The organism is Parasphingomonas halimpatiens (assembly GCF_036663795.1).
GTDB lineage: Bacteria > Pseudomonadota > Alphaproteobacteria > Sphingomonadales > Sphingomonadaceae > Sphingomonas.
The window spans coordinates 33,302-55,127 of sequence record NZ_JAXOJP010000025.1 but is presented as its reverse complement, the minus strand read 5'-3'; the positions used below and the strand labels follow the sequence as shown (position 1 = coordinate 55,127).

The following is a 21,826-nucleotide window of genomic DNA, read 5'->3' as shown; positions in this document are numbered from 1 at the left end:
CGGGGGGCGGCCTGAAATAGGGGAATGGTACGTTGCGCTTGTTCGCCGGCCTTTACGTACGTCTGACCGCACAGGCCCTGCTCGCCGCGGCGTTGCCCGGCGCGCTGCTGGTATGGAATCTCGGTCGCGGGCATGACAGCTATGTCGCCGCGCAGGACGATCAGGCGCTCGCCGCGCTGACCGCACTGGTGTCCGCCGAGATACGCGGCGGCGCACCCATGTCGGGCGCCCTCGCCGCGGCACAACGCGATTTCCGCGACAATCAGCGCGACGGCGACCCCGCCGCGCCGCTGATCGGGCGTGTCGCGCTCTATGCGCCCGGCGGCGGCCGCATCGCCGGCGCGACGCCCGACGCCGATGGCGTCCGCGCCGTCCGTCCGCTGCAGGTCGACGGGAAGGAAGTCGCGCAGGTGCGCATCGTCCGCGCCCCGGTCGGCGACGGCGCCGGCTACACCTTCATGCGCGACCAGGTCGTCGGCATCGTCGCGGCGATGGCCGCGATCCTGCTGATCCTGCTCGTCGCCGGCTACAGCATCGCCGCCGCCTGGACGCGCCCGCAGCGCGCGCTCTACCGCGCCAGTCGCGCCATCGCCCAGGGCGATTACGACGCCGATGTCAGCGAGGAAGGGCCGGCCGAGACCCGCGCGACGATGCGCAACCTCGGCCGTATCGCGCGTTCGTTCGATCGGCTCGAAACCGCCCGCCGCACATGGCTGGTCAATGTCTCGGAAGAATTGCGCAAGCCGGTCCAGCTGCTCGGCGACAAGCTGATCGCGCTGCACGCAACATCGCCGGTCGACGACCAGGTCGCGTTCGAGGACATTGTCGGCGACGTCCAGCGTCTGTCGGAAATGGCCGAGGATCTGCACGCGGTGGCGATGGCCGATCTCGGCCGGCTCCCCGTCACCTTCGCGACGGTCGATCCCTGCGCGCTGATCCGCAACGCGATCTGGACCAGTAAACGCCGCGCCGATGCGCTGCGCGTGACGCTCGAAACCGGCCAGATGCCCAGCCACACCGTGCCGGTGAAATGGGACGGCGCGCGGATCGAACAGCTGTTCACCGCGCTGATCGAGAACAGTCTGCGCTACACGCCCGCCGGAGGCCGCATCGCGCTCGGGCTCGAGGGCCAGCGCGGCGCGTGGCGCCTGATCGTCGACGACAGCGCGCCGGGCGTCGACATCGACCTCGCGCGCGAACTGTTCGAGCCCTTCTACCGCACCTCGCTCGCGCCCGGCGAGTCGGTCACAACCTACGGCCTCGGCCTCGCCACCGCGCAGTCGATCGTCGAGGCGCACCATGGCCGCATCGAGGCGAGCCCCTCGCCGCTCGGCGGTCTGCGCGTCACCGTCATCCTGCCGGCCGCGCCGCCGACAGCGTGAGCCCGGGCGCCGGGGTTGACGTATCCGCGGATGCTTGGAGCAGGATGCGATTGAGCTGCATCGTATCCTGCTCTGTAATCTTTTGTTGTCGCGGGATTGTTGCGAAAACCGGTTCCCGCTTCTTCATATCCGGCTCTAACCAAGATCGGCCGCCGCCCGCTTTGACCGCCACGCCGGTCGGGATCGGGCTTCGCGGCTGAGACCTGCGCTTCCGCGGAATCACCTTCCGGGTTAAGCTAGAGTCATCCCGCTCTAACGTTCGTTGACGGCGATGGACGCACGCAGAACCAATGCGACGACGGATGACCGACAAGAAAACGGCGCGCGTTCCGCGAGGAACGCGCGCCGTAGACCGTTCCAGGGATATCAGGGTCCCCTAGAACTTGACCTGCGCTTGCATGGTGAAGGAGCGGCCGCGCGGATCCGCCACGCGCGGTTCCCACGAGCTGCCCGCACCCGTGTTCGAGTCATAGGTGATCGCGAAGGGCGGATCGGTGTCGAACAGGTTCTTCACGCCGGCGGTGAGCGTCAGGCGATCACCGAAGCGCTGCGAGATCGTCGCATTGTAGATGATGTAGGGCTTCACGCGCGGGTTGAAGTCCGGACGCGTCGCGCTCAACGGCAACTGCTGGTTGACATAGCTGTCGCGATAGATCTGCGAGAAGGTGAGGCCGAAGCCGTTGCGCTGGTAGGTGATATAGGCGTTGTACTTGAACTTCAGGCCGAGATCGCCCGTCAGCGTGAAGACGCCGAGCGTATTGGTATAGGCCAGGTTGGGCAGCAGCTTCTCCTTCTTGAGAAGCAGCAGCGTGCCGTCGAAACCGGCGCTGAAGGTGCCGCCAAGACCATCGATGTTGCCGTTGGCGGTGAAGTCGATGCCCTGGGTGCGGCGCGATCCGAAATTGCCAGTGCGCAGATCGACCAGCGTGATGATTCCGTTGGTCCGCGTGATGCGATCGGGGAACGCGCCGATATTGGCGAGCAATTGCGGTATCGTGATCGTGCCGATCACGTTATCGACATTAATCGACCAGAAATCGGCCGATGCGCTGAAATGGCGCGAGGGCTGGAACACCGCGCCGAAGCTGTATTGCTTCGACGTTTCCGGGTGCAGAGTCAGGTTACCGCCACTGAGCGAATCCGGGGTAATCGCCGCGCATCCTGCCGAGGACCCGACGACCGAACCCGCCGGACAGGTGGTCGGGTCGACCAAGGTGTTGCCCGGGTTGGGCGACTGCGTGACGCCATTGAAGATCTGGTTGAAGCTCGGTACGCGGAAGCCGGTGTTGTACGACGCGCGGAACATCAGCCAGTCGATCGGGCGGAACTTGGCGGTGAACTTCGGATTGAAGGTCGAACCGAAGCCGGTGTAATCGTCGACGCGGCCCGCTGCCGACAGTTCGAGCATGCTGAACACGGGGATCAGGATTTCGCCATAGGCCGCCTTCACGTCGCGCGACACCTTGCTCAGCGAGTTGACGTTGTCGAACGCCACGTTGAAGATGTCGGGCGACGAGACATCCGCCGCCGAAGAGCCGTTGAACGAATAACTCTCGTGACGGAAGTCGACCCCGAGCGCGACCTTCACCATGCCGCCGGGCAGCCTGAACAGGCTGCCGGAAACCGAGGCGTCGAACTGGCGCACCTCATATTTGCCCCCATAGAGCTTGACGCCCTTGGCCGAAACGGCGTCGAGAGCTGCAAGCGCCTGCGGCGTCTGCACCAGCGAGAAGGGGTTGAGGATACCCGAGTTGAACAGACCGACGATACCCGGGGCGCTGGCGCCCGGGGCGGTCGGCGCCCGGGGATCGGGGCCGCCCAGCACGGCGTTGGGATTGCCATTGGCCTTGGCGTAGGTGACGGCGGCCGCGGTCGCATAGACGCCGCGATAGCTGTAGCCGGTGCCGAGGACGGAATTGGCGACGCTGCTCGCGTAGGACGCGCCCGCCCGATAATCCCAGCCGGCAAACAACGGTCCGTCGATACCGACCGCAGCGCGGAAGGTCTTGGTATCGGTGCTGTATTCGCGCGGACCGCAATCGATGCAGCGCCAGCGGAAGGTTATCGGCTTGCCGTAATTCACGGCGACCCCCGGCAGCGTCGCCGCGATCGTGCTGTAGACGGCATTGTAGGTCGTCGCCGTCAGGGCATTGAGCGGATAGGCGATCGGCAGCGAGGTATTGTTCGAGGTATATTGATTGTTGGAGAAGATTTTGTCCGACTTGGCGTCGGAGCCGGTGACTTCGGCATAGAGTTCGTGCGAACCGAAGCGCGCGGTCGCTCGGCCATAATAGGTCAACGTCTGGATCGGCTGCTGCAGGGTCGCGGCCCGCCCGGTATCCCATGAGCAGGCGAGCGCGGCATTCGGCGTGTTATAGAGCACGGAATCGTAGTTCATTCCGCCATCGACCGAGGCGCAGCCGGCGCCGCCGCCCAGGCGGAGCGGGTTGACGCCGCCGATTGCCGCTGTTGTGGTTCCGGGAATGAAGAACCCGGGCGCATTGGCGAGATAGGCCGGATTGAAGGTGGTGCAATTCGGCGCCGTACCGGTGAGACACTGTGTGGTGCCGCCGAGCAAGGTGCCACCCTGCGTGATGCCGACGCCGGCGGCGGTGGGATTGATCGGGAATGCGGTGGCCAAGGGGGTGCCGCGCGTGTCGATCGACAGGCCGCGGTTGGGCTGGTTGCCGTTGACGAAATCGCGCTGGTTGCCGAACAGCGCGCTGTTCCAGCTCTTGCTGACCGCGCCCATCACGTTGAAGCCCTGCTCCTCGAGCTTGCCCCAGCCGGCGGTGGCCGACAGGCGATAGATCGGCGCATCGCCGCGCTGCGTGACGTCGGAGAAGCCGCTGACGTCGATGCCGGTGAAATTGGTCTTGGTGATGAAGTTGATCACGCCGCCGACCGCGTCGGTGCCGTAGATCGCCGAGGCGCCGTCCTTCAGAACCTCGATACGCTGGATCGCCGCGAACGGAATCTGGTTCACGTCGACGGCCGAGCCCTGCAGGCCGTGGGCGGCGACGCGGCGACCGTTGAGCAGCACCAAGGTCGCGGCGCTCCCCTGGCCGCGCAGGTTCGCGGCGGACAGGCCGTTGGTGCCGCGTGCGGCGCCCGTAACGACGTCGGAGTTCGAGGCAAGGTTATCGGCACCGTTGCCGTTGGCGGAGAGGAACGAAATCAGCTGCTCGGGGCTGTTGATCCCCTCACGCCGCAGATCCTGCTGGCCGATGATCTGCAGCGGCAAGGCGCTGTTGTTGGGGTCCTGCTTGATGCGCGACCCGGTGACCACCACTTCGGTCTCAGCCGGGGCCGCTGCCTCGGCCGGCTTGTCTTTCGGCAAGCTGGCCTGCGCGTATGCGGCGGCCGGCACCATCAGTGCGGCGAGCGCGGTTCCCGAAGCGAGCATGAATTTAAGATGCGTCGAGCCAAGCATATTCAAACCCCCTGTTACGCAGCCCCACTGCGAAGGCGGCATTAAGTAACAAGAGTGTCACGGCGCGCCATAGTTTCTGTTGGTCGCTCCATAACCTGATGGCAACTCCTGCCCCGAATTCGCCCAAAGCGTGGCGCGCGCGCAACAGTGCCGCGCAGGAACGCCATTGACCCGCGCCGCCGCCCGGTCGAGCGTGGCGATCGGCGTAGTTGGGGGATGGGTGAATGACGGCTGTTGCGAGCGATGCGTCTGTGATCAGCACCTCAAGAGTCGCATCAACCGCGCAGGTTCCGAGATCGCGTCTGCTGCTTTACATGCTGCTCGGCTTTTCCGCCGGACTGCCTTTCTACATGTTCAATGCCGTGCTGTTGCTGCGGCTCGCGCGCCACGGTGTGGACATCGTCACGGTGGGCTTCTTTGCGTGGGTCGCGTTGCTGCCGACGTTCAAGTTCGCATGGGCGCCCTTGCTGGATCGCTATGATGTGCCGGGCTTCGGACGCTTCTGGGGAAAGCGGCGTGGCTGGCTGATGCTGGCGCAGCTCGGCATCTTTGCAGCGATGGTCGCGATGGCGTTCACATCGTCGGACAGGAACCTGCCGCTGACCGCGATGTTCGCGGTTCTGCTCGCCTTCTGGACGACCACCTTCGAGGTTGCGGCGGACGCATGGCGGATCGAGCTCGCGCCAACGGCGGAACAACAGGGACCGATCGTCGCGGCCAATCTGTGGGGCTATCGCAGCGCGATGGTGGCTGCCGGCAGCGGCGCGATCTACATCGCCGCCATCGCGGACTGGACCACCGCCTATCTGGTCATCGCCGCTGCGGCTTTCCTTCCCTTCCCGATCCTCGCAGCGATGCGCCCCGACCCCGGCCAGGGTGGCCAGCGAACGACGGCCCTCGTCGCCGGGGTGCTTGCCAGCCTCGCCGCCGTGGCAGGCGTCGCCGCGATCACTGCGGCGATCGGCTGGGCGTTGCTGTCGGCGATCGGGTCGGTCGGGATCGAGGACCCCAAGGTGATGAGCTATTGGGTGTTCGGCATCGCGCTGCTGCCTTTCATCGCGATGGGCGCTGCCATCCCGTGGCTCAGGCGCTTGCCGGCCAGCGCTCCGGCACGCCGGTCGGCTGCCATCGGCCCCTATGTCAACGTGGCCTGGCGCTATGACTATGCCATCATCCCGATTCTGCTGTTCGTATCGGTTTATCGAATGGGCGACGTGATGGCGCTGACCTTGTCCCACCCGTTGTTCAATGCGCTCGGTTACGGTCTCAAACAGATTAGTGTCGCAGACGGTGCGGTCGCGCTGGTGTCGAGCATGGTCGGGGTCGCGCTGGGCGGATGGCTCGCGGCTCGCGCCCCGATGGGCCGGGCGCTGGTGATCGGCGCAATCGTATCGGCGCTCAGCAACTGGGTCTTTGCGTGGCTGGCGCATCAGCAGGCCGGCGGGGCCGTGTTGCTCTCGCTCTGGGGGGTGGGCATTACCAGTGGCGATCTGAAGCTCTATCTTGCGATGGGAATCGATCAGTTCGGGCATGGCTTCGAAGGGGCGGTGTTCGTCGTCTATCTCTCGCTGCTGGTAAATCCGCGCTTTCCCGGCGCCCAATATGCCCTGTTGTCGGGACTGGCATTCCTGTTGCCGCGGCTGCTCGCCGGCCTGTCTGGCGTGTTCCAGAAGAAGTATGGCTATGACGGCTTCTTCATCATGGCAGGCGCGATGAGCATGGCGGCGATCGTCTTCATCCCCGTGATCATCCGCACTCGTCCGCGCCCGGACGACGATGAAGAGGAGCCGGTGCCGGCATGATCGAAGCTGCCTTTGCGCCCGCCGTCCGCTACGTTGCCGAGGGCCGCATTCCCGGGGCGACGCTGGGCATCGTGACGGCCGATGGCCGGCGCGCGGTCAGGGTCGTCGGCCATGCCGCGCTGGAACCCGAACGCGAGACGCTCACCGAGGATCACTGGTTCGACCTCGCCTCGGTATCGAAGGTCGTTGCCACCACGACGATGATCCTTACGCTCGCCGATCAGGGCCGGCTCGACCTCGACCGTCCGCTGACCGACGCGATCCCTGATCTGCGCCAATATGACATTGCCGGCGCGCCGGAGCGCCGGCTGACCTTTCGCGACTGTTTGTCGCACCGCACCTTCCTGCCCGCGGTCGAGCCGGTCTACACCTATGGCGACGACCCGCAGCGGCTACGCACCTTCGTGCTGCAACGCGCATGGAAGCATGGGCCACCGGTCTATTCCGACATCAACTTCATCCTGCTCGGCATCGCGATCGAGCGGCTGACGGGGCAATCGCTTGCGGCATGGCCGCTCGGTGATGGTCTGAGCTATGGGCCGCCGCCCGGCCCGGCGGTCGCGACCGAGCGCTGCCCGTGGCGCCAGCGCGTGCTCAAGGGCGAGGTGCATGACGAGAATGCCGCGGCGCTGGGCGGCGCGACCGGCCATGCCGGGCTGTTCGGCACCGTCGCCGGGGTGCTCGACTTCGCGCACGGGCTGCTCGACGGCAGCGGCGCCTCGGAGGCGATGCTATGGGCGATCCGCACGCCCTTTTACGAAGACCGCACCTGCGGCTGGGAGCGGCGCTTCGCCGGCTGGTCGGGCGGGCAGGCCTGTTCGGCCGAGACGATCGGCCATACCGGCTTCACCGGCACCGGCCTGTGGGTCGATTTCGAGCGCGGCCTCGCCTGGACGCTGCTCACCAACCGCGTCCACCCGACGCGGCATTTCGACAGCGGCATCTTCGCGCTGCGGCCGGAGACAGGCGATGCGGTGGTTGCCGAGTTCGACGCGGCCTAGCGCCATTTCCCGTTCGCCCTGAGCTTGTCGAAGGGCTGTCCTTTTCTTGCCCCGCCCGAAAGAGCGAGAACGGTGCTTCGACAAGCTCAGCACGAACGGGAGGTAGATGCTCAGCTCTCGGCCGCCACGGTAAGTATCGCCTTGTCCATCGTCTCGAGCGCGCTGGCGCCGTCGGGCACGTCGTTGGCGAGGATCGAGAAGGTCAGCGTGCGGCCGCTCTTCGCGACGAGATAACCCGACAGCGCGTTGGTGGCGTTGAGCGTGCCGGTCTTGGCGAAGACCTTGTGATCGAGCGCGGTGCCGCCGAAACGGCGCCTGAGCCCCCCTTCCCCACCGACCGGCAAGGTCGCGCGCCAAGCCGCACCCCAGGGCTGCATCGCGATCCAGCGCAGCATCATCACCGTGCCGCGCGGCGCGATGCGGTTGTAGCTCGACATCCCCGAGCCATCAGCGAAATCGAACGCCGTGCGCGGCACGCCAGCCTGCGCCAGCATCGCGCGGACCGCGACCTGCCCGTCGGCGATCGAGCCGCTGCCCGCCACGCGGCCAATACGGCGCAGCATCAGCTCCGCATGGAGGTTCTGGCTGACCTTGTTGATGATCGTCAGGTCCTCGACGAGCGGCGGCGGCGACAGTCGCGCCAGCGCGTCGGGTGCGGGTGGCCGCGCCGCAGGTGCGCCCTTGCGGATCGCGGGGTCGTCGCCGGGCAGCAGCGGCCGATGGCGCACGCCGATGGGGCCCGTCACGCGCACGCCACGCGCGACCAGCAGATCGCGGAAGCGCCACGCAGCATAGCGTGCCGGATCGTCGATCCCGAAGCGGAGCTGCTCGGGCTTGGCACCGACCGCAATCGTCCCCGTCAACCGCACGACATAGCCGTTGGGATCGCGATCATCGCCCAGGCTGGTCGCGCCGCCCGCCACCGTAACGGCGCGGTTCTCGATCGTGTAATAAGCCGGCAGCTCGACCTTGGGCGGCAGACCGAAGGCGCCGGGCGTCACCGTCGCGGCGAGTTCATTGTCGTCGAGCGTCAGCGCCGAGATGCCGGTGCCCGAGCGCGTCGGGATGTTGTTCCAGCTCATCCCCGGGCTCCAGCGCTGGTCGGGGAACCAGCTGTCGTCGCCGATCACATCGCCGACGACGCGGGTCTTCGCCGCCACCGCATCGGCGAGGGTCGCGAGGCAATCGACCTTGCAGTCGGGCGCGCTCGACAGCCGCGCATCGCCCCTGCCCTCGAGCACCACATCGGGCGCCGCATGGCCATTATGCTCCAGCCGCACACCGGTGCCGCCTTGGGGATCGGAGCCGTCGAGGCCTGCGAGCGTCGCAAAGGCCACGGCGGTGGTGAACATCTTGGTGTTGGAGGCCGGGATGAAGCGCTGGTCGGGGTTGATCGCGATGATCTCCCGTTCGGTCTCATCCACCACGACCAGCCCGAAGCGCGTGCCCGCCGGCGCGGTCGCCAGCACCGCCGCGACCTTGTCGGTCAGCGTCGGCGCCTGCTGCGCGCCGAGCGGCATGGCGGCGCCCATCAACAAGAACGTAAGCGCCGCGCCGCGCAGAAGCGTTGATCGTGTCATGACCGCAACGGTAGAGCGAATTGCTGCCGGGGCAATCATCGAGCGGACATTCAGAGTGTTGGCGCGGCCATAACTCGCGAGCATGGCGCGGCCATCGGCGCTTGCCCCGCCCCCGCATGTGCCTAGCATTGCGGCATGATCTTCCGACACGGTTTCAAACTCACCTTGTGCGTACCCGCCCTCATGCTCGGCGTCGCGCTCCACGCGCAGCCCGCCGCGGACGACCTGGCAACCCATCTCGCGCTGCCCATCGCCAGCGGCCTGGCCGGCGCGCGTGACGTGCCGCGCTTCGCCTGGATCGAGAACGAAGCGGGCGTGCGCAACATCTGGGTCGGCGGGCCCGACATGCCGGGTCACCCGCTCACCGCCTATAACCAGGACGATGGTGTCGAGCTTTTCGAGGTGACGCTGAGCCATGACGGTATGGCGCTGGCCTATGTCCGTGGCGGCGACAGCGAATATCCCGACGGCGCCTTGCCCAATACCGGCCAGGCCGGCGAGACGCCGAAACAGGAGCTGTTCGTCATGCCGGTGGCCGGCGGCGCGGCGATCCGGCTGGGCGAAGGCCATGCGCCGGCCTTTTCCGCGTCGGGCGACCGCATCGCGTTCAGCCGCAAGGGCGAGATCTGGCTGTGGGACCGGGTGAGCGGCGCGCGCAAGATCGCGACCGTGCCGGGGAGCATCGGCGAACTGACATGGTCGCCGGATGGCGCATCGCTGCTGTTCGTCAGCGATCGTGACGAGCACGCCTTCGTCACGCTGCTCGACATCGCGACGGGCAAGCCGCGCTATATCGGCGCCGGTCTCGGCTTCGCCACCGACCCGGTCTTCTCGCCCGACGGCAAGCAGATCGGCTTCATCCGCTTCGTCGATCCGCCGGCCGACGCGGCGCCCGACAGCGCGGGCTATTGGTCGCTCGCGGTTGCCGATGCCGCAACCGGCGCGACGCGCACCTTGTGGCGCGCGCCGAGCGGCATGGGCGGGGAATATTACGGCACGCGCGGGCGCAACCTGTTCTGGAGCGCCGATGGCAAGCTGGTCTTCCCATGGGAACGCAGCGGCTGGGTCCATGCCTATGCGATCGATGACGCGGCCGGCGGAGAGCCACGCGAGCTGACGCCGGGTGCGTTCGAGGTCGAGACCTTCACGCTCGGCGCCGACCGGCGCTCGCTGGTCTATGCCGCCAATGCCGGCAATCTCGACAGTCGCCACGTCTGGCGACGCGACCTGACCGGCGGGCCGGCAACGCAGCTTACGCGCGGCGACGGTTTCGAATCCGTGCCGACGCTGGCCGGCGGCGCGCTCGCCGTGATTGCCACCGATGCGACCCACCCCGCACATCCCGTGCTTGTCACGTCGGGCCTGCCGGCGCTCGGCCCCGTCCCGTCTGCGGCGGGTTTCGTCGCACCCGAGGCGGTCACTTTCACCGCCGCCGACGGCGTGACCGTCCATGGCCAGCTGTTTCGCGGACGCGGTGCAGGCAAGCATCCCGCGCTGATCTTCGTCCATGGCGGGCCGCGCCGGCAGATGCTGCCCGGCTTCAACCCGATGTATTATTATTCCAACGCCTATATCCTGAACCAGCATTTGGCCGCGCAGGGTTACGACGTTTTGTCGGTCAATTATCGCAGCGGCACTGGCTATGGCCACGCCTTCCGTGCCGCGCCCGAGATCGCGCGGGGCGGCGCGTCGGAATATCGCGACGTGCTCGCCGGTGGGCGCTGGCTGGCGGCGCGCGGCGATGTCGACCCGGCGCGGATTGGGATCTGGGGCGGGAGCTGGGGCGGTTACCTCACCGCGCTCGCGCTGGCGCGCAACAGCGACCTGTTTGCCGCCGGGGTCGATTTCCACGGCGTCCACACCATGGTCCGTCCGGTCGAAAAGACCCTGTCGCCCGATGCGGAAGCCAAGACGCGGCAGCTGCAATGGCAATCCTCGCCGATGGGCGCGGTCGATGGGTGGCGCTCGCCGGTGCTGCTGATCCATGGCGATGACGACCGCAATGTCGATTTCGGCCAGTCGCTGCTGCTCGCGCGCGCGCTGACCGCGCGGCATGTGCCGTTCCGCGAACTGGTGTTCCCCGGCGAACGCCATGACTTCTTCCGCTATGCCGACTGGCTGGCGAGCTATCACGCCGCCGACGCCTTTCTCGACCACACCCTGTTGAAGAAGCAGCCGCTGCCATGAAGATACTCCGCGCCGCCGCCGCGGCGATCCTGCTCACTGGCGTCGCCGCGCACGCCGAACCCGAGCGGTCGACGTTGATCCGCGGTGCGCGGGTGTTCGACGGGACGGGTGCGCCGGCGGTGGTGGAGAATGTCCTTGTGCGCGGCGAGCGCATCGTCGCGGTCGCCCCAAAGCTGCGCGCGCCGCGCGGCGCGCGCGTGATCGATGCGCGCGGGCTGACGCTGACCCCCGGCTTGCACGACCTGCACACCCATTTGCGCTCGCCGGCCTATGACGCGCCCGACGACATGGCCAAGAGCTGGGCTGGTTATCTCGTCAACGGCGTGACCAGCGTGAACGACTATTCGGTGTCGGGCGAGATGCTCGCGCCGATCCGCGCGATGGCAGCACCGGGCGGCATCCCTGCCCCGCACCTCCAGCTGGCGATCCGGCTCGGCGTGCCGGGCGGGCATGGCACCGAATTCGGCTGGGGCAATTTCTTCACCCTGCAGGTGGCGACACCGCGCGCGGCGCATGTCGCGATGGCGCAGGCGCGGCCCTACCGCCCCGATGTGATCAAGGTGTTCGCCGATGGCTGGCGCTATGGCCGCGACGCCGACCTCAACAGCATGAACGAGCCGACGCTGGCGGCGATCGTCGCCGATGCGCACGAGGCAGGGCTGCCGGTGATCACCCACACCGTGACGCTGGAAGGCGCCAAGGTCGCGGCGGCGGCGGGGGTCGATGCGGTCGGCCACGGCGTCGGCGATGCGCTGGTCGATGACGAGCTGATCGGGCTGATGAAGGCGCACCACACCGCCTATATCGCGACGCTGGTGGTGTACGAGCCGCAGGAGGACCGCAGTTTCGACCCCGGCGAATGGGCCAGCTTCACCCCGCCCGAACAGGCGCGCGAGACCACGCGGATGGCCAAACCGGCCGCGCCTATTCCTGACTATGAAGCGAAGCGCTGGGCAATCATGCAGGAGAATATCCGTCGCTTGAAGGCCGCCGGCATCCCGATCGGCATCGGCACCGATGCCGGGATCGAGGGGGTCTATCACGGCCCCGGTGCGCTGCGCGAAATCAGCTGGCTGAGCAAGCTCGGCCTCACGCCGAGCGAGGCGCTGGTCGCGGCGACGCGCGGCAGCGCGGCAATCATCGGGCAGGACAAGGACCATGGCCGCATCGCGGCCGGCCAGCGCGCCGATCTCGTGCTCTATGCCGGCCAGCCCGACCAGCGCATCGCCGATTTGTGGAAGGTCAGCCGCGTGTTCGTCGCCGGGCGCGAGGCGCCACTCGCCGCGCTGCGCGCGTCGCTCGCCAGCAGCACGCCGACACCGCTCCCGGTCCACAAAATGGCCGGGCCGATCGACAGCGGCGTGCGCCCCGACGGGCGGACCGATCTCGACACGCTGCCGGTCGAGAGCACCGAGGCGGGGGTCGACCACAGCCATCTCGACTTCGTCCGCCCCGACGAGGGCGCCGATCGGCGGCTGTTCATGGTCGCGCATCTCGGCGCGCGGCCCCGGCCCTTCGCGCAGCTGATCCTGCCGCTGACGCGCGGCACGGTTCAACTCGCCGATGCGCGCGGCTTCACCGGCGTGGCGTTCGATGCGCGTGGCGCGGGCGATTATGTGATGCTGTTCGACAGCTATGGCCTCGACGACGATGCGCGCTTCAAGGCCGGCTTCACCGCCGGTGCGGCGAACCGCGAGATCCGCCTGCCGTTCAGCGCCTTTCGCGGGAGCAAGGACGGCGCGCCGCTCGACCTGGCCACCCTGCGCGCGCTGATCGTGCGGTTGCAGGGCGAGCCAGGCGGCAAGGCGTGGCTGCAACTGAGCAACATCCGCTTCTATTGAGCCGCGTGCCGACCAGCATGGGTTGGAGAGTGCGGTTGGCATGGGCAAGTATTGGACGCAAGAATTCGCCGCGCTCGCCCAAGTAAAAGGGGTATTCTGGAGGGCATAAGGGCGCGATCGCGTTACTGGCGCTGAGCTTGCGAGGGTGAAATATTCGCGGGGCGCGCGGGCGCAATCCAACGGTGCTTTAACAAGAGCGATTTGCAGATTGGCCGCGCCCAAGGCGCGTGAATTGTAACGATTTACTTGAATAGTTTTGACATTGAACAATCTATTCTGACACAAATACGCGTGTACTGCGGCGCCCGAGAGGCAGCCGATCCAACGCACGCGTGCTGCGACCGACGCGCGGCGCGCCACGTGCACGATGCGGGGCAAGGCAGGACATGCGGGCATCGCCGCGACGATAACCCGTTCGGCATTGTCGCTGAATCGCCACGTCAGACGTGATCGATTCCAGCGGGCGGCGCGCGCTAGGCGCGGACGCTGCGCACCGTCAGGACGAGGCCGAACGCCAGTTCGGTCAGCGCGACCAGCAAGGGCACGGCGCCATGGAGCGGCACGACGAGAATATCGCACAGGCCGATCGCGGTGATCACGGCGGCGAGCACGACGAACAGGCGGTCACCATAGACCGTCCGGAACACGAGATAATGCGTGCCGACCGCAATCGCCGCGAGCGGCAGGACCAGCCCCGGCCTGACCGGCAGGAACAGCCAGGCGGCGAACAGGCCGCCGATCATGGCGATGGTGCTCTCCAGCGCGGTCATGCCGAGCGGATTGTCGCGCGCCTCGTTGGCGCGCCGGAAGACGAGGCGCGCGACCAGCTTGCTACCGGGAAAGATCAGCATGCCGCCGAAGAACAGCGCGACGAACGCCGTGCCGATGCCGTGACCATGCTGGATGAAGGCGGCGACAAACCACACCAGCGCCGAGATCAACACGCCGGGTCCGCCCCCGACATAGGCGCGGCCGATGTCCTGCTGTGCGTCGGAAACAAGCATCTCACCCCCCGGCTTTGTATCGTGCCGCGCCTGGTCTGCTTCGGCAGGCGCCGCGACCCGAGCATGGCGGCTTGATCGGGGGTGAGCAAGGGCGGCGCGCGTTGTGAGATTCAGAGGTTGCTGTCAAACTGCCAGTATAGTTTCGAGCGGAAGGAACGGCGGTGCTGCGCTATCTGATGTTGCTGCTTTGCGCGGTGGCGACGCTGGTCGCGCTTGAAGAGCTTGGCCTTCGCGTAAGCGCCGGGGCGGCTGGAGGCGCCGCCGCGTTCGCCACCATATTCTGGCTGAGCCGGAGAACTCGGACTTCTTCGTTGCCTTCGGTGTCTCCGTCCGGTGCCTCGGACACGGAGCACCGCGTACGATAACTGGACGGCAGAGTTGAGGTCGGAAAGTTGCCCGACGGCGAGTTCCCCAAAGTCAGTTCCTCGGGCAACAGGCCGCGCAAGCCAAATGGACGCTGGTCACACATCACGAACTGACCTCAAGATGCGTCTCACAGAATGCTCGTTCACGCACCATCGCGTCGAGCCAGCGCACGGCACGATCAATGTTGGCTCTTGCTGCGCGTCCGCCGCGATGATCCAAGGCCTGTGCCCGAGCCCTGTCGCAGGCTTCGCGCAGTTGTTCCGGATTCCCCATTTTCGCGTTCAAGCAGGCAGCATAGGGTCGAACCTGTCGAGCAGCATTCTCTCCGACACCGCGAAACGTCAGAGACGCGGCACATTCCGTACCTGCCGGTCCTGCGGATTGTATCGCAAGCAACGCCGCAACGATCAGCTTCATGGGAATGCCTTTCGAGCTACTGCATTATTCGAGAACGGCGCCAAAGATATCCTGCCGTAACACCAGTTTCCCGTTTCGATGCCATCGATCTACGCGATCCGGCTAAAGGCAGATAGACAGGTTGGGGAGCGCAAGGTTGCGGGCGCGGGCCCTCTTCTTGCCCCTCCCTTTCAGAGCATCGGGTGAACCGCGCTGTCGGTCGGCGCGACCCGCCTGATAGCCGAACCGGCAGTTATCGAGACGGAATACTGCCCGACGGCGAGCGCCCCATTGGGGATATTGACCCACGATCATATCCGATGGTGGTTAGCTCGCTGGATACACATCAGACTTTCTGCACCGCGCCCCTCGTGTCATGCTCGCCGCATGCTGTCCCGACTCCTGTTCGCCCTGTTGGCGTTGACCGCCACACCCCTGCTCGCCGCCCCGGCCAAGGAGGTTGTGCGCGAGCAGCGCAGCTTCACGGTCAACGGCACGAAGGAGGTCTGGCGACTGATCTGGCGCGGAGTGCCTAACGACAGCAACGGCTGCGGCCCGGCAAATCCGGAGATGGCGATGACGTGTCCGTGCAGCGGCGCTGCGTATGCGCAGGTCGGCGACCTGGTACTGGAGCGTAAGCGCCCCGGCGTGCCGCCCGAACGCATGGCCTTGACGCCACTATTCGGCGGGTCGGAAATGCTGTTCAACGAAAAGGGCCCGGTCGCGATACTGCCGGGCTGGCCCGCGCCCCTGCGCGACATCGACCGCAACCCCACGCCCGCTGCGATCCGCGCTCGCCCGACCGTGCCGATCATGCGCCTGCGGGATTACAACCATGACGGGATCACCGGCGAATTCCTGCTCCAGATCGACACGCTTCCCTGCGGCAAGCATGTACTCGTGGCGGTCGGCACCACGCGTGACAATCCCCACCTCCACGCCCTGACCAGCGCCGGGCACCCCGAGCGTCCGTTGGCGCTCTATCAATGGCAATGGGAGGCGCTGGCGCGCAACCCACGCCCTGGCCAGGTCATGGACTGGCCCTGTGGCGACCACGCCGCCGAGGAGGAAACCACGATGGATCTCAGGACAGACCGCGGCCGCATCCACGCCATCCACATCACCAGCACCTGCCCTGATACCACGGACGCGAATGGCGCGTGGCACCATGACGGCCATTTCCGCAAAAGGGTGCTCAAGCGAGAGGTCATGTAGTGATCCCTGGCGTTACTCACCGCACGACATTCTGCAGCTCGGACGGTCTGCCCGCCTGAAAGCCGACCGATGCGTATATCGGGACGAAGAGCTGCCCGGCTGCTCGCCCCAATCTCGGCCTTTCGCCGCCAATTGCTCCTGTCGCAATGCGGCCATCGCTCTGGAATCGGCGTTCCCCGCTACCCATGTTTCGCAATGGAAGGGGACGGCAATGGTCAGCACATCCAATGACGGCATCATGTCCGAGTATCTGATCAAATATGGTCTGGTTAAATCAAGCGAACGGGGCCGCCCTGCGGACCTCCTCGAGACGCTCTATATTTCCGAGCGCTTCCAGGCCGGTGACGATCTGAAATCGGCCCGGGAGAATTACGATCACGCCGTATGGAACGGGGTTCCGACTGCGGATATCGATCGGCGGCTTGCCGCCCTGGATGATTTCATGAGCGAGCTTGCCCGCAATCGCGCCGCGATGTGGGGCCTCAACTGATCGCAGATCGATGTCGGCTCAGCACCACTTTTCGCCCTGCCGGCGCTATCGATCAACACGACCGCCTAGTCCCGGTTCGCAATCAATCGGTCCATCTGATCACGCCAGTCCAGAGCTATCGAAGCCGCATCATCGACATCCGCTTCAATGACGGATTTCAGGTCTGGCCTTGAAAGCAGACCAGTGATCCACGGATCAGCGGCACCCTCTGAGGCGCAAAGAGCAGCGAGCGCCGCCGCGAGCTTCGCCGAGTGCCCGAGCAGCGACTGCGGCCCTTGAGCAGAATGGCGTTCGAGCATCGACATTTCGGCCATTCCGTCGGCTTGCATCTGACACCCCGATTCAAGGCGCGGGCGTGCATGTGCGAGGAAATCTCGATCCATGCGGGACGCGACAGCGGCAAGTTGCGGGGAGGTCCAACACGGACGATCCAGCGCGGACCATAGAGCTTCGACGCTGGATTGTGATTGGGCAATCAGAGCGGCGGTCGCTCCCACGAGTTGAACGCGCCAGTTCTGGTTCGAAAGCATGGACATGATCAGACGATCCGCATCCCTGCCAGCAGCTTCGACGGCCGATCGCACCTGCTCGACGATTGCAGGTGCGTCGGTGTGGAGGTTTAGAAGAACGAGATAGCCCGGCACCGTCGCAGGGCAGGGTTCGAACAACGGGTCGAACTGCTCGTAGCCCAACGAAGCCATGACTTTTCCTTCAACACAAACGTGATATTTTGTAACGAGCCGAACGACAGCTAACAACCAACGCGAACCGCTCACCAGCCTCGCGACATCTCGCCCTTCCTATTACCTGCATCCCCGCCCACCACAGCAAAGCGCAAGATCGGTCGAGCGCAACCCGTCGGCGCATGGCAATCCGGCGACGCCACGGAAGGACAGGACGATGACGGCGGCGCTCGAAAACTATCATGGCCGGATGCAGCGGGTGCTCGATCATATCGATCGGCATCTCGATGACGATCTCGACCTCGACATGGTGAGCGGGATCGCGGCGTTTTCGAAATTCCACTTTCACCGGCAGTTCAGCGCGACCTTCGGCCTGTCGCTGCATCGTTATGTCCAGCTCGCCCGCATGAAGCGTGCCTCGTACCGGCTGGCCTATAGCGACGCGCAGCGCGTCACCGAGATCGCGATGGACGCCGGTTATGACGCGCCCGACGCCTTCGCCCGCGCCTTCCGGCAACGCTTCGGGCAGTCGCCGTCATCGTTCCGTTCCTCGCCCGACTGGGCGCCGTGGCATGCGGCCTTCGAGCCACTCGACGATGCAAGGAGCAGACTGATGCAAAAGACCTTTACCCCCGACGACGTGACCATCCGCGACGTGCCGCCCACACCTGTGGCGATCATGGAGCATCGCGGCGACCCGGCGACGCTCGGCGCCACCATCCAGCGTTTCATCGTATGGCGCCGGGCGGCCGGCCTGCACCCGAGCAAGAGCCCGACCTTCACCGTCTGGCGCTCCGAACGACGCCCCGCCGCGCCGGACGATTTCAGCCTCGACCTGTGCGTCGGGACCGACCGGCCGATCGCGGCGGCGGACGAGACCGTCAGCGCCGGCGAGATCCCCGGCGGGCGCTGCGCGGTGCTGCGCGTCGTCGGCAACACCGACAATCTCGAGCCCGCCGCGCTCTATCTCTATCGCGACTGGCTGCCCGCGAGCGGCGAGGAAGCGCGCGACTTTCCGCTCTATTGCCAGCGCCTCGCCATGTTCCCCGAGGTGGCGGAGCATGAGACGGTGGCGGAGGTTTTTCTGCCACTGGTATGAAATCGCGGGACGGGGGCGCCTCGCTACGGAGTGGGGGCGCCCCCGCCATCGGCCCTGCCCATGACGGCGAGCGGCGCGAATCAGCCGAGGATCAGGCGCCGGGCATCGAAGGGCGGCTCGCCGGCGCTGTCCGCGCCGCAGGCGCACATGCGGTCGAACCATCGCGGGGGCAGCCTCCGCCACGCGTCATGGCTGGCCGCGAACCATGCGTCGACAGTCGGATCGTGCCCGGTGGCGCCCGCCAGCAGAAACAGCCGAGTCATGGGGTGAGATTGCCATGGCCGGCAACGATGGTGAAGATGGGAGCAACTCGGCAGGAAAAGTATCCGAGCGGCAAGCGCCCTAATAGCGGACGTGGCTATTCGAGTCCTCGCAGCTTGTCAGTTTGCTCACCGGCCGTTGCGGCTGCGTAGAGAAGAATGCCCGCCAGACACCAAGGCACGGCATAGAAAGCCGCAAAGAGACCGAAGGCGTTCCAATCCTCAAACATCCATAACGGATGGACAAAAAACTCCAGCGTGAGGGAAAATAGCAGCGTCGCAGGTGCCATGACCAGCGCTACGGCCGAGTTGACCATCCACTTGTTTTGGGACCGATTCTTCGAGGCGTCCCACAGAAGCGAAAGCAGGCGCCGTGACAATGACATGTTCAGCTAATACACCAAGTAAATGCTGTACTCAACAACCGCTTACCACTACTTTTCCCCGTTCCCGACCCATTGATCGATGCGATGCGCCTGAAATCCGATCGGCGAGAGCCGGATCGAGACATGCCGCGCCGGGAATCCTGGGCAAGCCCGGCATGACCCGAGCAAGGGCTAAGGGTCGTGATTTCACGTAAGCGGATCATTGCACTCTTCCGCTTATCGACTACAAACGTAGTCGAACCTCGGAGTCACGAAATGCTGCGAATTCTGAGCATCGCCTGCGCCATGGCGTTTGCGGCGCAAACCGCGCACGCGGCAACGCGAGCGGACGGGCAATAAATCCTGACGACCGATCGCTGGGGAAATCCGGAATATTCCACGCTCGACCTCACCATGACCGACGGCAAGCTTTCGGGCACATGGGATGGCGACCCGCTCGAAGGAAGGATCAGCAACGGCCGGCTGACCTTCAGCGTGCGCGATCGGCACGACGCAATCTACCGTTTCGAGGCGCTGATTGACGGGACGACGCTGCGCGGGACGAGCGATTTTCCCGACAATAATGATCCATCGCGGTGCCTGCACTATAGCATCAGCGGGCGGCGTGTCCCCGACCGGCCGGCCGGCGGGCCGCGCTTGTACAGCTTGGTACCGACATCCTTTGCCAACAGCTTCTCGGCCGAGCGCGCACCCGTGCTCACCGTCTGGCCTGGCGACACGGTACGTACGTCGACGATCGACTCGGGCGGGATCGATGCCGGGGGCACGACCCGCGCATTGTTCGGCAACCCGCAGACCGGGCCCTTCTTCATCGCCGGGGCGCAGCAAGGCGACACGGTGGTCGTCCATCTCCGCGCGCTGACGCCCAATCGCGACTGGGCCGACAGCCTCGACACGATCGTAAGCCGGGCACTGGGCAATGCTCTGGTCGCCAAGGCCGGCGCGCTGGGGCGGCCGGTCAAGTGGCGGCTCGACCGCGCCGCCGGCTATGCGACGCCCGACGGCGCGACGGGCGCGCTCAAGGATTATCGCGTGCCGCTGCGCCCGATGCTGGGGGGCCTGGCGCTCGCCACCGGGTTCGGCGCGCCGCCGCTGTCGACCGGCGACACCGGGCGCGCCGGGGGCAATATGGATTTTCCCGAGGTGGTGGCGGGGAACACGATCTATCTGCCGGTCCAGCAGCCCGGCGGCCTGTTGTACCTTGGCGACGCCCATGCCCGGCAGGGTGACGGTGAGACCAGCCAATATGCGCTGGAGACGTCGATGGACGTCGAATTCTCCGTCGACCTGATCAAGGGGCGCGCGATCGCCATGCCGCGCGTCGAATCGCCAACCGAGATCATGGTGCTGGGCCAGGCCGGGTCGCTCGACGAGGCGACCAAGGCGGCGAGCACGGGTATGATCCAGTGGTTGCAGCAGGATTATGGGCTGACGCTGTCGGAGGCCGCGCAGGTGATGGGCACGGCGTTGCGCTACTCGATCCCCAATCTGGCGGGCCGCAGCGTCGGCGTTGCCGCGCGGATCGACAAGGCGCTGCTGCCGCCGCGAACCGGCGGCTGAGCAGGCAAGGCGCGGCGCGCGGGCAATATACCCGGCGCGGTCAAAAGCCGAGCGCGCTCAGCCCGGGATGATCGTCGGGCCGGCGGCCGAGCGACCAGCGAAAGGCGCGATCCGCGGCGGCGATCGGATGCTCGTTGATGCTGGCGATGCGACGTTCCATCAGCCCCTCGGCATCGAACTGCCAGTTCTCATTGCCATAGGCGCGGTACCAGTTGCCGCTGTCGTCGCGATATTCATAGGCGAAGCGCACCGCGATGCGGTTGCCGGCATGCGCCCACACTTCCTTGACCAGCCGGTAATCGAGCTCGCGTGCCCATTTGCGCGTCAGCAGCGCTACGATCGCGTCGCGCCCGGTGACGAACTCGGCGCGGTTCCGCCACTGGCTGTCGGGGGTATAGGCGAGCGCGACGCGCGCCGGATCGCGGCTGTTCCAGGCATCCTCGGCGAGGCGCGCCTTCTCGGCGGCGGTGGCGTCGGTGAAGGGCGGCAAAGGCGGGCGGGTCATCGGGCAAGTCCTTTCAGGCGGGCAGTTTCGGCTTCGAGTTCGGCGATGCGGGCGTTGAGATGGTCGATCGCCCCCGCGACATCCGCCGCGTCGAGCTTGACCGGGATGTGCTGCGGGCAATTGGCGTCCCATGCCGCGACGGTGAACAGGATCGCCTGTTCGGGCCGTGCGCGATAATTTTCCGGCATCAGTTGCGCGATGACGGCGGGATCGTGCGACACGCGCGCGCGGCCCCACAGCTTGATCCGGCGGCGATGGGCATAGTCCATCAGGAACAGAAACGCCTGGTTATTGTCGGCGAGGTTGCCGCTCGAGATATATTGGCGGTTGCCGCTAAAGTCGGCGAAGGCGAGCGTGTGGTCGTCGAGCACGCAGATAAAGCCGCGCGGGCCACCGCGATGCTGGGCATAGGGCTGCCCGGCAAGGTTCGCGGTGGCGAGATAGGCGGTGTCGACGCCCGCCAGGAAGTCGGCCAGGTCCTCATCGACCACGGTGCGAAAGCCGCCGCGCGCCTCTTGCCGGGCATAGGCGTCGCGCGATCCGCGCTGCGCCTGAAGTGCCTTCACGGTGGGGGTGAAGGCAATGTCGCTCGAGGGTGATGGCATGGTCGCCTCCTGTTGGCGGGCGTCGTTACGG

General features: G+C 66.2%; 18 protein-coding genes. 9 read left to right on the top strand and 9 right to left on the bottom strand.

All coding sequences use genetic code 11. The features are described from left to right. Window positions 1-32: 32 nt before the first annotated feature. Window positions 33-1,382: an ATP-binding protein gene (locus U1839_RS19755; RefSeq protein WP_332805297.1), complete on the top strand. Its 1,350-nt coding sequence runs from the start codon at window positions 33-35 to the stop codon at window positions 1,380-1,382. Between the two features lie 376 nt (window positions 1,383-1,758). On the opposite strand, the gene U1839_RS19750 is transcribed toward U1839_RS19755, so the two are convergent. After that, window positions 1,759-4,788 carry a TonB-dependent receptor domain-containing protein gene (locus U1839_RS19750; RefSeq protein WP_332805296.1) on the bottom strand — a complete coding sequence of 1,010 codons (3,030 nt, stop codon included), beginning with the start codon at window positions 4,786-4,788 and terminating at the stop codon, window positions 1,759-1,761. 341 nt (window positions 4,789-5,129) lie between these two features. Between U1839_RS19750 and U1839_RS19745 the strand changes: the two genes are divergently transcribed. After that, window positions 5,130-6,617 carry an MFS transporter gene (locus tag U1839_RS19745; RefSeq protein WP_332805295.1) on the top strand — a complete coding sequence of 496 codons (1,488 nt, stop codon included), beginning with the start codon at window positions 5,130-5,132 and terminating at the stop codon, window positions 6,615-6,617. Then, a complete protein-coding gene (locus tag U1839_RS19740; protein WP_332805294.1) occupies window positions 6,614-7,618 on the top strand; it encodes a serine hydrolase domain-containing protein in 1,005 nt (334 codons plus the stop codon). The genes U1839_RS19745 and U1839_RS19740 overlap by 4 nt, the downstream gene beginning before the upstream one ends. Window positions 7,619-7,728: 110 nt before the next feature. On the opposite strand, the gene dacB is transcribed toward U1839_RS19740, so the two are convergent. Beyond that, complete coding sequence (gene dacB / locus U1839_RS19735; RefSeq protein ID WP_332805293.1) at window positions 7,729-9,198, bottom strand: D-alanyl-D-alanine carboxypeptidase/D-alanyl-D-alanine endopeptidase; 1,470 nt, start codon at window positions 9,196-9,198, stop codon at window positions 7,729-7,731. 135 nt (window positions 9,199-9,333) lie between these two features. Between dacB and U1839_RS19730 the strand changes: the two genes are divergently transcribed. Beyond that, window positions 9,334-11,385, top strand: coding sequence for a S9 family peptidase (locus U1839_RS19730; protein WP_332805292.1), 2,052 nt, complete (start codon window positions 9,334-9,336; stop codon window positions 11,383-11,385). Continuing rightward, window positions 11,382-13,226 carry an amidohydrolase family protein gene (locus tag U1839_RS19725; protein WP_332805291.1) on the top strand — a complete coding sequence of 615 codons (1,845 nt, stop codon included), beginning with the start codon at window positions 11,382-11,384 and terminating at the stop codon, window positions 13,224-13,226. Before U1839_RS19730 ends, U1839_RS19725 begins: the two co-directional genes overlap by 4 nt. Before the next feature lie 473 nt (window positions 13,227-13,699). On the opposite strand, the gene U1839_RS19720 is transcribed toward U1839_RS19725, so the two are convergent. Continuing rightward, window positions 13,700-14,230: a DUF7010 family protein gene (locus U1839_RS19720; RefSeq protein ID WP_332805290.1), complete on the bottom strand. Its 531-nt coding sequence runs from the start codon at window positions 14,228-14,230 to the stop codon at window positions 13,700-13,702. 468 nt (window positions 14,231-14,698) lie between these two features. Then, complete coding sequence (locus U1839_RS19715) at window positions 14,699-15,013, bottom strand: hypothetical protein (protein WP_332805289.1); 315 nt, start codon at window positions 15,011-15,013, stop codon at window positions 14,699-14,701. A gap of 366 nt (window positions 15,014-15,379) precedes the next feature. Here U1839_RS19715 and U1839_RS19710 point away from each other — a divergent pair, with 366 nt between their 5' ends. Next, the gene (locus tag U1839_RS19710) at window positions 15,380-16,207 is read left to right on the top strand and encodes a hypothetical protein (RefSeq protein ID WP_332805288.1); all 828 of its coding nucleotides are present in this window, start codon (window positions 15,380-15,382) and stop codon (window positions 16,205-16,207) included. A gap of 211 nt (window positions 16,208-16,418) precedes the next feature. Continuing rightward, the gene (locus U1839_RS19705; RefSeq protein ID WP_281124833.1) at window positions 16,419-16,697 is read left to right on the top strand and encodes a hypothetical protein; all 279 of its coding nucleotides are present in this window, start codon (window positions 16,419-16,421) and stop codon (window positions 16,695-16,697) included. Window positions 16,698-16,762: 65 nt separating this feature from the next. On the opposite strand, the gene U1839_RS19700 is transcribed toward U1839_RS19705, so the two are convergent. Next, the gene (locus tag U1839_RS19700; protein WP_332805287.1) at window positions 16,763-17,398 is read right to left on the bottom strand and encodes a hypothetical protein; all 636 of its coding nucleotides are present in this window, start codon (window positions 17,396-17,398) and stop codon (window positions 16,763-16,765) included. Between the two features lie 199 nt (window positions 17,399-17,597). On the opposite strand from U1839_RS19700, the gene U1839_RS19695 reads away from it, so the two are divergent. Then, the gene (locus U1839_RS19695) at window positions 17,598-18,479 is read left to right on the top strand and encodes an AraC family transcriptional regulator (RefSeq protein ID WP_332805286.1); all 882 of its coding nucleotides are present in this window, start codon (window positions 17,598-17,600) and stop codon (window positions 18,477-18,479) included. A gap of 80 nt (window positions 18,480-18,559) precedes the next feature. Here U1839_RS19695 and U1839_RS19690 read toward each other — a convergent pair whose 3' ends face one another. Next, complete coding sequence (locus tag U1839_RS19690; RefSeq protein ID WP_332805285.1) at window positions 18,560-18,742, bottom strand: hypothetical protein; 183 nt, start codon at window positions 18,740-18,742, stop codon at window positions 18,560-18,562. A gap of 95 nt (window positions 18,743-18,837) precedes the next feature. Next, window positions 18,838-19,125, bottom strand: coding sequence for a hypothetical protein (locus tag U1839_RS19685; protein WP_332805284.1), 288 nt, complete (start codon window positions 19,123-19,125; stop codon window positions 18,838-18,840). A gap of 393 nt (window positions 19,126-19,518) precedes the next feature. Between U1839_RS19685 and U1839_RS19680 the strand changes: the two genes are divergently transcribed. Continuing rightward, entirely contained in the window at window positions 19,519-20,685 is a 1,167-nt protein-coding gene (locus U1839_RS19680; protein ID WP_332805283.1) for an acetamidase/formamidase family protein, read from the top strand. A gap of 40 nt (window positions 20,686-20,725) precedes the next feature. Here U1839_RS19680 and U1839_RS19675 read toward each other — a convergent pair whose 3' ends face one another. Together U1839_RS19675 and U1839_RS19670 are read right to left on the bottom strand one after the other, a co-directional pair. After that, a complete protein-coding gene (locus U1839_RS19675; protein WP_332805282.1) occupies window positions 20,726-21,190 on the bottom strand; it encodes a nuclear transport factor 2 family protein in 465 nt (154 codons plus the stop codon). Further along, window positions 21,187-21,795, bottom strand: coding sequence for a pyridoxamine 5'-phosphate oxidase family protein (locus U1839_RS19670; RefSeq protein WP_332805281.1), 609 nt, complete (start codon window positions 21,793-21,795; stop codon window positions 21,187-21,189). The genes U1839_RS19675 and U1839_RS19670 overlap by 4 nt, the downstream gene beginning before the upstream one ends. Between the last annotated feature and the right edge of the window lie 31 nt (window positions 21,796-21,826).

Bases quoted from the DNA above. Each gene is read 5' to 3' on its own strand.
- U1839_RS19750 (WP_332805296.1), bottom strand. From the start codon at position 4,788: ATGCTCGCTTCGGGAACCGCGCTCGCCGCACTGATGGTGCCGGCCGCC.
- U1839_RS19745 (WP_332805295.1), top strand. From the start codon at position 5,130: ATGCTGCTCGGCTTTTCCGCCGGACTGCCTTTCTACATGTTCAATGCC.
- U1839_RS19740 (WP_332805294.1), top strand. From the start codon at position 6,614: ATGATCGAAGCTGCCTTTGCGCCCGCCGTCCGCTACGTTGCCGAGGGC.
- dacB (WP_332805293.1), bottom strand. From the start codon at position 9,198: ATGACACGATCAACGCTTCTGCGCGGCGCGGCGCTTACGTTCTTGTTG.
- U1839_RS19730 (WP_332805292.1), top strand. From the start codon at position 9,334: ATGATCTTCCGACACGGTTTCAAACTCACCTTGTGCGTACCCGCCCTC.
- U1839_RS19725 (WP_332805291.1), top strand. From the start codon at position 11,382: ATGAAGATACTCCGCGCCGCCGCCGCGGCGATCCTGCTCACTGGCGTC.
- U1839_RS19720 (WP_332805290.1), bottom strand. From the start codon at position 14,230: ATGCTTGTTTCCGACGCACAGCAGGACATCGGCCGCGCCTATGTCGGG.
- U1839_RS19715 (WP_332805289.1), bottom strand. From the start codon at position 15,013: ATGAAGCTGATCGTTGCGGCGTTGCTTGCGATACAATCCGCAGGACCG.
- U1839_RS19710 (WP_332805288.1), top strand. From the start codon at position 15,380: ATGCTGTCCCGACTCCTGTTCGCCCTGTTGGCGTTGACCGCCACACCC.
- U1839_RS19705 (WP_281124833.1), top strand. From the start codon at position 16,419: ATGGTCAGCACATCCAATGACGGCATCATGTCCGAGTATCTGATCAAA.
- U1839_RS19700 (WP_332805287.1), bottom strand. From the start codon at position 17,398: ATGGCTTCGTTGGGCTACGAGCAGTTCGACCCGTTGTTCGAACCCTGC.
- U1839_RS19695 (WP_332805286.1), top strand. From the start codon at position 17,598: ATGACGGCGGCGCTCGAAAACTATCATGGCCGGATGCAGCGGGTGCTC.
- U1839_RS19690 (WP_332805285.1), bottom strand. From the start codon at position 18,742: ATGACTCGGCTGTTTCTGCTGGCGGGCGCCACCGGGCACGATCCGACT.
- U1839_RS19685 (WP_332805284.1), bottom strand. From the start codon at position 19,125: ATGTCATTGTCACGGCGCCTGCTTTCGCTTCTGTGGGACGCCTCGAAG.
- U1839_RS19680 (WP_332805283.1), top strand. From the start codon at position 19,519: ATGACCGACGGCAAGCTTTCGGGCACATGGGATGGCGACCCGCTCGAA.
- U1839_RS19675 (WP_332805282.1), bottom strand. From the start codon at position 21,190: ATGACCCGCCCGCCTTTGCCGCCCTTCACCGACGCCACCGCCGCCGAG.
- U1839_RS19670 (WP_332805281.1), bottom strand. From the start codon at position 21,795: ATGCCATCACCCTCGAGCGACATTGCCTTCACCCCCACCGTGAAGGCA.